The sequence below is a fragment of the Candidatus Limimorpha sp. genome, from assembly GCF_056203535.1.
This window is the reverse complement of the sequence record NZ_JBADWU010000084.1, coordinates 25,550-37,817: the sequence shown is the minus strand read 5'-3', so window position 1 is coordinate 37,817 and position 12,268 is coordinate 25,550. Positions and strand designations below refer to the sequence as shown.

General features: G+C 46.7%; 4 protein-coding genes. 2 read left to right on the top strand and 2 right to left on the bottom strand.

The window, feature by feature from the left end; translation table 11 throughout:
• Positions 1-40: 40 nt before the first annotated feature.
• The gene (locus AC06MN_RS09865) at positions 41-805 is read left to right on the top strand and encodes a tetratricopeptide repeat protein (protein ID WP_475672205.1); all 765 of its coding nucleotides are present in this window, start codon (positions 41-43) and stop codon (positions 803-805) included.
• Positions 806-1,098: 293 nt separating this feature from the next.
• On the top strand, positions 1,099-3,924 hold the full coding sequence (locus tag AC06MN_RS09860; RefSeq protein WP_475672204.1) for a T9SS type A sorting domain-containing protein: 2,826 nt from the start codon (positions 1,099-1,101) through the stop codon (positions 3,922-3,924).
• A gap of 1,125 nt (positions 3,925-5,049) precedes the next feature.
• Here the strand turns inward: AC06MN_RS09860 and feoB are convergent.
• A complete protein-coding gene (gene feoB / locus AC06MN_RS09855) occupies positions 5,050-7,383 on the bottom strand; it encodes a ferrous iron transport protein B (RefSeq protein ID WP_475672203.1) in 2,334 nt (777 codons plus the stop codon).
• A 506-nt stretch (positions 7,384-7,889) separates the two neighbouring features.
• Entirely contained in the window at positions 7,890-12,185 is a 4,296-nt protein-coding gene (locus AC06MN_RS09850) for a hypothetical protein (protein ID WP_475672202.1), read from the bottom strand.
• Positions 12,186-12,268 lie beyond the last annotated feature (83 nt).

Genomic DNA, 12,268 nt, shown 5'->3' with positions numbered 1-12,268 from the left:
GCGTGCGTCCGAAAAACAGCATAATTTAAAGTATAATAGAATGAAACGTATCACCTTATTAATAATAATAGCGATTGCGCTCATGCCAAGGTTTGTAGCAGCGCAGGAATCATACGATGCATGGTTCGAGCAGGCAAATGCAGCCTACAATGAAGGCAATTACCAGAGTGCGTTGGATTTGTATAACAACATTGTCGAGGCCGAACAGGAATCCGTACCTTTGTATTTCAACCTGGGCAACACTTATTATAAAATGGGGACTTACCCTATGGCCATTTATTACTACGAAAAGGCCTTGAAACTCGACCCGAGCAATGCCGACGTGAAGACCAACCTCGAAATCGCCAACCTCGCCATTGCCGACAAGATTGAATCGATTCCGCAGTCATTTATCATTAAAGGCTGGAACAATGTGAAGAACATGTTTTCGAGCAATGCTTGGGCAACGGTTTCCGTCATTTGTTTCACAATCCTTTTGGCGGCTTTGTTTCTGTTTTTGCGTGCCCGTCGCATGGGTTTGCGCAAAGTCGGGTTCTTTGTCGGAATTCTGGCATTGCTGGTTTTCGTTTTCTCTTTCATTTTTTCAATGGAAAAACGTAATGAGGCAAAGGAAAAGAATCACGCCATCATTATGACGCCAGCCGTGACGGTGAAAAGTTCGCCCAACGATGGCAGTGTCGATCTTTTTGTCCTTCACGAAGGCACTAAAGTCACCCTTCTCGATGAAACCGATGGATGGAATAAGGTCAAGATTGCCAATGGCAGCGAAGGCTGGTTGCCGAGTGATGCAAGTCTCGCTTATTGAGTAGTTTAGGCGCACTGAAACAAGATTTTTCATAAAAAAACACATTTTTTTTCTCCCAAAGTGTTTTTCTTTGGGAGAATGTTTTATATTTGCAGACTTATTGTATATAATGGAATAATTAAATTGATGTTTAATAAACAGATAGTTAATCAAAATTTCGTGATATGAAAAAAAGATTTTTACCTCTCAGTTTACTTCTGGTAATCATGATGTTAGGTCAGACGATGGCAATCGCTGACAATGGCGGACACTATGTCCCACGTACACAAGGATCGGCTACGGCAGATTCATTCATGAGTGAACTTCGTGCCAATCAGCACACAGGTCTGATTGATCCGGCTTTGATGCTCAAGGCCGCCGCACAATGCGCAACTGCTAAAGGTGCAGAAAATGATCCGCTCTATTGGCTCAGCATGGGCCCGGATAACTTTGGCGGTCAGACAACTGCTATTATTTATGACAACACTCCAAATGCTTACGGAAATCCAAATGGTGTTGTCTATATCGGATCAAAAGGTGGTGGCGTCTATAAGACCTATAACCACGGTATCACATGGCATCAGGTTGGCAACCAAAATCTGATGGTGAGCTGCATGGTGCAAGATCCTGTTTCTCATACTATTTACGTTGGTACCGGTGATTGTGGTGCAGCTGCTTCTTTCAATGGTCTCTCACAGCAGTCATACGATAACAGCTTCATCGGCAGTGGTATTTATAAGATTGAAAATGACCTGATGACGCAAATTCCAAGCACGGCTCCAGCAAATCAAAACGGTGTGTGTGAATGGAGTTTTGTCACCGATATGGTTATTGCCGATGGTAAATTGATCGCTGCAACCGAAAGCGGTTTGAAGTATTCTTCCGATAATGGTAATACCTGGACACTCGCTAAGGATGCCGATGGTGCTGAACTTTCAGGCAATGCAATGGAAGTGAAAGCTATGGGCAGTGAAATCATGGCAGCAATTGATGGAAAAGTTTACATTGGCAGACTCAACGCTATGGTTTGCCATTCAGCTGCAAGTGTTGAATACGATGAACATAACAATATCGTATCTCTTCCAACTTCCGATGGTTTCCTCGATGTCGCAGTTGCTCCTTCAAATGATAGCATACTTTATGTATCTTGCATCAATGCAAGCGGTGTTCATACTAGCGTTTATGTTTCCGTCAATAAAGGTGCATCATGGGAAGTCGCTCTTCCAGCCACATCGGCAGAGCAGGGCCACAACCTTTATGGAGGTTCGGGCCTGAACAATCATGGTCTTGTCGTTTCTCCAAGTAATCCATATTCTGTTTATGTCCTTGGTTACAATCTTTGGGAACTTACAAGAGAAGAAGGCACTACTGGTTACTTTATCACGCACCAGCATTCTGATGGTTCAGCAATTTCCTATGTCTCACCAGCTTATTTGCATGTCGGTCTTCACGCAATGGTGTTCAATCCATATAATACAAAAGAATGTTATATCGGCACTGATGGTGGCGTTTTCAAAGCTACAAAGGAAGACGGTTTCACCTTCGTGAACTGCAACAGAAACTACGTTACCACTCGTATGTTTGCAGTCGCTTATTCAAATAATGTGAAACGTGTTATGGGTGCAGCTCTTGATCATGGCACTATCATGATTGAAGGTGATGAAAATGTGAACCACGAAACAACTGGTACTTGGGTTTATCCTATTGATGTTTTAGGCGGTTTCAGTGATGGTTATCAACCTGGCACATGCGCTTTTTCGATGATTGATCCTTACAAGATTTTCGTTTCTGCAAAGAATGGTTCTTTCAATCGTTCTGAAACAGGTGGTGCCGACTGGGTTTCAACTAACTTCCTGACCAATATCAATAGCTCTGGTACGCTCAACACTTCTTCTTTCCGTTTCCCATTTGCTTTGGTTGAAAGCTATAGTGATGCTGAAAATCCTGTTGAAGTATGGGCATATAATGAAACCGATAAGCCAATTACTGATAGTGTTCAAGCAATGAGTGTACTCGATTATCCTTTTTATGCTGCTATTTCCACTCCTCTTGCTGCTGGCGATTCTGTCCTGGTTCATGACCCAATTAGTGCCAAGATGTATCTTGCATTTAAGGATTGCTTCTATTTCACAAGAGATGCTTTGGAGTTTTCTTCCTCACCAACTTGGTATCTCCTTTCTAAGAAAAAGGATTATGGCTTCACCGGTGATCCTTTGAGCGTGGCTGTCACCCCTGATGGTGATAAGGTTTTTGTAGGCTTCAAGGATGGTAAGGTTTGCCGTATCGACAATATCAATTCTGTAGTCGATGCTGCCACTGGTTGCCTTGATTCTGTCCAATGCATTGTGACTACTACTTTCTTCGAAGCTTTTGCTAATAATGGTCAATGCGTTACTTCAATCGCTGTCGATCCTCAAAATATAAATAATGTTGTCGTGACATTGGGCAATTATGGTAATGACAACTATGTTTATTATTCAAACAATGCTTTGTCAGATAATCCGACATTTGTTTCAAAGCAAGGCAATCTGCCTAAGATGCCGGTCTATTCTTCAGTAATTGAAATGACAACTGGTAAGGTTATTCTTGGTACTGAACACGGTATCTATATGACTGACAATATTAGTAACCCGAATTGGACAATGCAAAATGCAAATATGGGTGATGTGCCGGTTATGGATCTGAAACAACAAATTGTCAAACATGATGATCAAACAGTTAAAACTCTTCATTATGAAGCTGATACTTCTTATTATGTTGATATTGTATATGAGGGAATCCGTAATCAAGGTATGATTTATGCAGCTACCTACGGCAAAGGTCTTTTCCGCTGCGAAAACTTTAGAAAGGAATCGCATCAATCAGTCCCTGAATCTGTAGTTGTAGATCCTGTTATCAACATGTATCCTAACCCTGTCAGCGATATGGCAAAGGTGAACTTTATGATGAATAGCAAAGGCAATGTCAGCTACGAAGTTTACGACATTTGCGGTCGTCGCGTTATGAGCAAGAATTTAGGTAACTATGCCGATGGTAGCTACGAAGTTAGCGTTGACATGAGTGCGCTTAGCACTGGTGCTTATATTTTCCGCCTCAATCAAGGTGGCAAATCCTCAAGCGTTAAGTTCATTGTTTACTAAATTGGCTAAAATATAGCTTTTATTAAAAGAAGCGGTTGACTTTGGTCAGCCGCTTCTTTAATTTTCTCTAAAATCTAAGGCTTTGTTGAGAAAAATAACCTATAACGATAATAGTTGTTTTTTTCGCTTCGCAAAACGCAAAATCGAAGATTACCTCACTTCGTGTCGGTGAAATCTTTTAGATTCGACGTAGTCAATATTCATTTCAACGTAGTCAATTATCGTAAATGAATCATAAATTATTAAGTAACTATTCAAAAATAAACTACATTATAAAGGACACGGGATTTCGAGACTGCGAGGCTTCGGGATGCCGGAATGCCTCGTAATCTCGCATTCCCTGCGACCTCGATGCCTCGTTTTCAATATGTAAACTAAGGCAATTATATACCTTTTACCCATATTTGTTGGATATGCCAACCGATGCAGTGTCCGAAGGATTCAAACAGCACCCGCCCTATACCCGCTCCGTACTTCGTCCAATACTCGTCCATACTTCGCTCAATGCTCACCCAATCCAGGGGATTGGACAAGCTGTGTGTCAAGTTATTACAAATAACAGTAGAAGTACGGTAAGGGACCTTGGAGGTGACGGGCAGCAGGCAACGGAAACCCACCAAGTGGCAAATAAACTCTCTGTCGCTCTTTCTCCGCTTTTTGATGCTGCAAAGTCAGATAGGGAAAATCATTTTTTTGCCACGAATTATCTTCACTGTTTGGGTCTGAAAGTATATAATTACCTAAACTGATTTTGATTACCTACTTAAAAGTTGTAATTAAATGTATATCAGTTAATTCATGATAATTTATGGAAAATTTGTGGCAATTTGCGTTCAACAGGAAATCAATGGCTAATGTTTAGATGTGTTACAACTTGTTTTTTAGCGTTACTTAATGTGCAGAATTAAGATTCTCCTTTTATTGTCAGCCTAATGTTGGATCATATTGCTTTGAAAGTTTACTTCCTCCATTATCGCTTTAATGGACAATTCGTGTTGTAGCAGCTTTTGCAGTGTGTTTGTGCGTCGTTTTGTGTACAGTTATTATCTTTTCTTTTAAGTAAAAAGAATAAAGCTGTTGCGGCAAAAGCAATAACTATGATTATCACTATGAGTGTAGGAGCGTTCATATAAAGATTCCGGCAATTGAGTAAGCAAGCCAAGCGGCAAGCCAAGCAATAACGCATTGGAAAACAACGACGTAAAAGGCCCATTTGCCGCCTAATTCACGCTTGATGGAGGCAATGGTTGCAACGCAAGGCGTGTAAAGCAGGCAGAAAACGAGCATCGGGATGGCTGTCAAAGTGGTGATGAAGGCTGTCCCGTTCAGAACTTGCATGGTGGAAACGACGCTCTCCTTGGCAATGAAGCCGCTTATCAGGGAAGTGACGATTTGCCATTCGCCTAATCCTAATGGCTTGAAAATCGGAGCGATGAGGCCCGCGATGCTTGCCAAAATGCTTCCTTCGCCGTTTTCAACCGTATGGAAATGGAAGTCGAATGTCTGTAAAAACCAAATAATGATTGATGCAATGAAAATGACGGTGAAGGCATTTCGGATGAAGTCTTTTGTCTTTTCCCATAAAAGGTGCCCAACGTTTTGCGGACTTGGCAGACGGTAATTCGGCATCTCCATGACGAATGGCGCGGCTTCGCTGTTTTTGTTTAACCATTTGGAAATCAAAGCGGAAAGTAAACCTATGGTGATGCCTAACAGGTAGAGGCAAATCAAGACAAGCCCGCCGTGATGTGGGAAAAACATGGAGGTGAAAAACGCATAAATCGGTATTTTCGCCGAGCAGCTCATGAACGGGATGAGCAGAATGGTGCGCCAGCGGTCGTGTGCCGACGACAGGGAGCGTGTGGCCATGACTGCGGGGACGGAACAACCAAAACCGACAAGCAACGGAATGATGCTGCGTCCCGTGAGACCTAATTTGCGCAAAAAACTGTCACTGACAAAAGCTATGCGCGACATGTAACCGCTGTCTTCCAAAATGCTGAGGAAGAAAAACAGGATGATGATAATCGGGACAAAACTCAGCACGCTTCCAACACCGCCAAAAATGCCTTTCACTACCAACGATTGTACGGTTGGATGGACATTCCAATTGGCCAAAGCATCACCGCAAATATTGGCAAGTCCTTGAATGCCATTGCTTAACATGTCTTGTAACGGTGCGCCTATGACATCAATCGAAAGCCAAATCACTGCAAACATAACCAATAGGAAAATTGGAATGGCGGTGAATTTGCCTGTCAGATATTGGTCTATACGGCGGCTTCGCTGGTATTCCTTGCTTTCCTTGGGCTTGACAACGGTTTGCTGGCAAAGCCTGTTGATGAACGAAAAACGCATTTCGGCCATGGCTGCGGCACGGTCCAAACCGCGTTCTTCCTCCATTTGGATAATCAGGTGTTCAAGCGTTTCTTTCTCATTCTGTGAGAGTTGCAATGCATTGAGAATGAATCCATCACCTTCAATCAGTTTTGAGGCGGCAAAACGGATGGGAATGTCGGCGCGTTGGGCGTGGTCTTCGATGAGGTGCATGATGCTGTGAAGGCAGCGGTGAACGGCGCCTTTGTGGTCGTCTTTGTTGCAAAAGTCCTGACGGGCAGGTCTTTCCTGATATTTTGCAATGTGAATGGCGTGGTCGATGAGTTCGGCTACGCCTTCGTTTTTTGCCGCTGAAATCGGGACGACAGGCAACCCTAGGATTTGTTCCATTTGGTTTACGCGAATGGTGCCGCCATTGTTTCGGATTTCATCCATCATGTTGAGTGCCAATACCATAGGAACATCCAATTCCATCAGTTGCATGGTGAGAAAAAGACCATGCTGTATGTTGTTGGCATCAATGATGTTGATGATGGCCTTGGGTTTTTCCTCAAGGATGAATTGTCGGGTGAGGCTTTCTTCGGAAGTAAAGGGAGAAAGTGAGCAAATTCCCGGTAAATCAGTGACTTGGGTGTCGGGATGGTCGATAATGGTGCCGTCAATTCGCTCGACGGTAACGCCTGGGAAATTGCCGGCATGTTGCGATGCTCCCGTGAGTCGGTTGAAAAGGGTAGTCTTGCCGCTGTTCTGCTGCCCGACAAGGGCAAAGGTGAGCAGTGAGCCTTTGGGCAAGGGATTTTCGTGGTCCTTGCTGTGATATTTCCCTTCTTCACCGAAACCAGGGTGTTCGGTTTCGTCAAGGCTTGGCCTGCTTGCCTGTGGCTTTTCCTGCCTTTCTTCGCAAGGTTCGACTTCGATTAGGGCGGCATCGGCTTTGCGCAAGGTGAGCGAATAGCCGTGAATGTGTACTTCCATCGGGTCACCCATCGGGGCGTATTTCACTATTTTTATCACTGCATCGGGAATAATGCCCATGTCGAGGAAATGCTGGCGGTTTGAGCCTTCGCCTCCCACGGCCTTAATCGTAGCGCATTGCCCGATGTTGAGTTTGTCTAAAGTCATGTCTGTCCTAATCCTTCGTTTAGGCTGCAAAAATAAAAAATTCAATCCAAACGGAAATCTCTAAATTTCTGTTGGATTAAATTGTTGGTTTATAATGTGGTAAAAATGTTGTTTGGATTTAGACTAATTTAAAATAATGGTTTGAAAATATGTTGTTAGTTTAGTTGAAAGGATTGTTTTGGCAATAAGTAAGTGAGCAAAATTAGTTTACATATTGAAAACGAGACATCGAGGTCGCGGGAATGCGGTGCTTTGGCTCCGCTCAGCAACCGCCGCTCGAAATCCCGCTGCCTCGCAGTCTCGAAATCCCGTGCCCGTTTATTATGTAGTTTGATTTTGAACAGTTACTTAATATACAATTTGACCTTTTAATAACCAAAACATCCAAAACCTTTGTTTATCCACCTTTGAATCTCGCAACCGCTCGATTCAAACCGGCCTTTCGGCTTTTTTCCCACCGACATCTTTCATTTTGGGGTCTAAAAGTATATTATTGCCTATTTTTTTCATTCCGTTTTCTTGAATGTGACGCTTTCGGGGTTGTAGAGAATGATGGTATTGTCGCCTTTCGTAACCTCCACCGCGGGGCAGTCCTCGCAAGGAACTCCCATCTCGCCGAGGCCAGAATTAAGAATCGCCTTGGCGGAAGCGATTGCAGCGAGGGCCTGCTCCTTGATGATTGTGATTTCACGAACATTGATGGCCTCGTTGATGGCGGCAATGGCATTGTTGGCGATGGCTATAATATCCTCATTGGTGACGCCTTCTATCGCTGCGTTGATGGCATCGATAGCGTCCTGTTTCGCACTTGTCTTATCATCATTCACTACTACATATCGTAATGCTGCGATATAAGGTGCAATATCATTGTCGGAATGTGATATTTCGTTTGTCGGAGGGGTCGTGTTGTCTGCGTAAACGGCGAGTTCAGTTGCCACCTTGATGTTAGAGCCGAAGGCGTGTTGTCCGCCGCCGATAGCAGCAGATTCCCTTCCTGCATTTGCAGTGACCGTGCCGCCATTGATGGTGATGTCAGAACCAGATCTCTCAAATCCGCCACCAATACCAGAAGCCCAATCTCCACCGTTTGCCGTCACCATACCGTTATTGATGATGATGCCCGAACCGGAACCGTATTGTCCGCCGCCGATGCCGGCACCACCTTCTCCACCTGTTGCCGTAACATTACCGCCATTGATGATGATGTTAGAGCCGGAACAGTTTTTTCCTCCACCGATGCCGGCACCAAAGTCTCCACCGTTTGCAATCAGCTGGCCAGACTGGGCGGTCTGACCGTAGATGGTGAGAGACTTGTCGTTGCCTGATACGGTGATGCCGGCTTGATCATTTTCTCCCGTTGCGGTGAGTTTGGCACCGTCGGCAAGGATGAGGTGGACGGCGCCGTTGCAGGTGAGGCATCCTGTTTGCACGTCATTGCCGGAAACCACATACCAGCCGGCATTCAAAGTGGTTGTCCCGTTGGTGATTTCGGTAGTTTTAACGCTTTGTTCCTGACCATCTGCATCAATATAAGGTGTTGGGATAAATTCTTCATATTTGGCATATACCGAGATGTCGTCGTCGAACACCATGACGGTGTAGGTTCGACCGTTTACACCTTGAGTGATTTTATTCTCAAAGGTGCTCTCCTTGTAGAAGCCGAGGAACTCATAATTTTCAGCAAAACGGTCAGCCGCGGTGAAAGTGACTTCTGTGTCGGAAGCGACCCTGTCGCCACTGGCAAATTCGGGACTGACGGTGATAAAGTCGCCGTATGTGACTATTCCACCCTGTGGAATCCTGATGGTTGCATAGCGTCTGCCATTCAAATCGCCTGCGATGTCGGTTTCGGCCGTGCGGTTGGCTGCAACTACCGTTACAGGAGGATTGCTGTTATCTGCTCTTATGATGAATCCAACAGCCACGAAGATGTCAGAACAGGAGTTTCCGCCCCATACATAACCTCTACCGATACAGGAAGCCCCAGCTCCACCATTTGCAGTGACCGAGCCGCCATTGATGGTGATGTTTGAGCCGGAACCTCCAAATCCGCCGCCGATACCGGCAGCATCGGTTTTCCCTTCTGCCGTAACCACACCACCATTGATAGTGATGTTTGAGCCGGAAGCGTGACTTCCGCCGCCGATGCCGGCACCTTGACTTCCACCGGTTGCAGTGACCATGCCACCATTGATGGTGATATGAGAGCCGGAACCTTCATCTCCGCCGCCGATGCCGGCACCGGCACCAAGGTACACACCTTTCGCAGTGACCGTACCGCCATTGATGGTGATGTTTGAGCCGGAACCTTTATTTCCGCCACCGATGCCGGCGGCCCATTGTCCACCAGTTGCCGAGACCACACCGCCGTTGATGGTGATGTTAGTGCCGGGAGCATTTTCTCCGCCACCGATGCCGGCACCCTTATAACCGCCGTTTGCAATCAGCTGACCAGACTGGGCGGTTTGGCCGTAGATGGTGAGCGAGTTGCCCTCGCCTGATACGGTGATGCCAGCTTGATCCTCTCCTCCTTGTGCTGTCAGTTTTGCGCCGTCGGCAAGGATGAGGTGAACGGCACCGTTGCAGGTGAGCGGTCCTGTTTGAACATCATTGAAAACCGCATACCAACCGGCATCCAAAGTGGAAGTCTCGTTAGTGATTTCGCTTGTTTTAACGTTTTGTTCCTGACCATTCGCATCAATATAAGGTGTCGGGGTAAATTGTTCATACTTGGCATATACCGAGATAGCGGCTTCGTTTACCGTAAGGGTGTAGGTCTGACCGCTCACGCCTTCGGTGATAGGGGTGTCGAAAGTGCTTTCCTTGTAGAAGCCAAGGAACTCATAGTTGTCAGCCCAACGGTCTGCCGCAGTGAAAGTATATGTGCCGTATGCCACATTAGTTCCACTTTCAAATTCGGGGCTGACGGTGATGTATTCGCCGTATGTGATGATTATAGGCTCGGTGGTTACATATTGTTTGCCATTCAGAGTGCTGGCGAGGTCGGCACCGGTGTTGGGAATTACGGTCATAGGAGGATTGAAAGCATCGGCTTTCACAAGGAGGGTGGCAGCTATTATGATGTTAGAGCTGGAACTTTCCAATCCGCTGCCACCGATGCCGGAAGCACCTGATCCGCCGTTTGCCGTAACTTTACCGCCGGTGATGGTGATGTTGGAACATAAACATGGACCATCCGGCATGCCCGATCCGCCGCCGATGCCAGCACCACTGTTTCCACCGTTTGCGGTTACATTACCACCGGTGACGGTGATATAAGAACCTAAACCACCCGACGTGCCACCCATTCCGCCACCGATGCCGGCAGCATTTTGCCCACCGGTTGCGGTTACATTACCGCCATTGATGGTGATATGGGTACCATTACCACCCTGTCCGCCACCGACACCGGCACCACTTTGCCCACCGGTTGCGGTAACTATACCGCCGTTGATGGTGATGTTAGAGCCGTTGCCGAAGAGGTTGGCGTGCCATCCGCCACCGATGCCGGCAGCCCAGTTCCCACCAACTGCTTCAAGCTGGCCCGATTGAGCGGCTTGCCCATAGACGGCGAGGGAGTTGCCGTCGCCCGAAACCTGAATGCCGGGAGTTTTATTGTCATCATTTCCTGTCGCGGTGAGTTTCGCGCCGTCGGCGAGGATGAGGTGTACTTCGCCCGAGCAGACCGCACCTTTTGCGAGGGTAATGTCAGCACCTTGCACTACATACCAGCCGGCAGACCATGTGACCTGCTCGGAGGCATTCATGATTATAAAAACATTGTCGGCCGTTTGCGGTTCTCCGTTGGCGTCGATATACGCCACATTGTCGATTGACGGCGGGGTTAGCGGCGAGTTTGAATAAGTCAGCACATCGCCGTCGTAGCCGTAGTAAACAGTTCCGTGGCTGTTGTCCAGCACAGGGATATTGTCGGTGCCGCCCAACGTCTGATACCATTTCTGAGTACCGTCCGTCACGCCATTATTGAGCAACCAGCACACTTCGCCGGAAGCGAAGGCTGCGGCGTCTTTCGCGTCTGAGTTTGTTATTACAGGATTATCACGCAGGTCATTGCATATCACACCGCAAGCAGTATTCAATGTAAAGCAGTCCTTGACGGAAGCATCGACATTACTGTTCTTTGCTAATACGCCGCTGATGCCGCCATAACTGCTGCCCGTGCACGAAATCTTGCCTGTGTTGTAGCAGCCGGCAATTGAAGCGCCTGTCCAGCAAGAACCGGCAATACCACCTGCACAGGAGTTATTACCCTTGCTCATCACTGTCGCGCCGTTCCAGCAGTTCTCAATGCGTCCCCCGCCAAAGTCGCCGCAGATGCCGCCGACCCAGCTGCTGCCACAGAAGTAGCTGTCGCTGACGCCGAGGTCGTGGATGTAGGCGTTGCCGACAGCCTTGCCGAAAAGACCGATGTTGTTCACACTTTCGTCATTGAAATAAAGTCCGCTGATGGTGTGGCCGTTGCCGTTGAACTCGCCAGAGTAGTCCCTGCCGTTTTGTCCGCCTATCGGGGTCCATGTATTTGACGGAGTGCCGTTAAGGTTGCCGTTGCTGTCTAAAACGCCGGCGTTCACCGTGATGTCCGCCGTGAGCATGGCACAGGCAGATGTGTTTCCAGAGTTAACATGTCCGGCGAACCAGACGAGGTTGTCAGATGTGGCGATCTGATAAGGATTGGCTTGTGAGCCGTCGCCTGCCGAAGGCTGGGTGCCCGCCGCGATTGCAGCAAAGCAGCACAACAGAAGTGCCGCAGAAAACAATAGGCTTTTAATGTTTCTTTTCATGAATATTTTGTTTATGAGTTTTTTACAAATGATGATAGGTTGCAATATTTGGGCGGCAAAGGTAGGGAAAATATGGGTTTCTT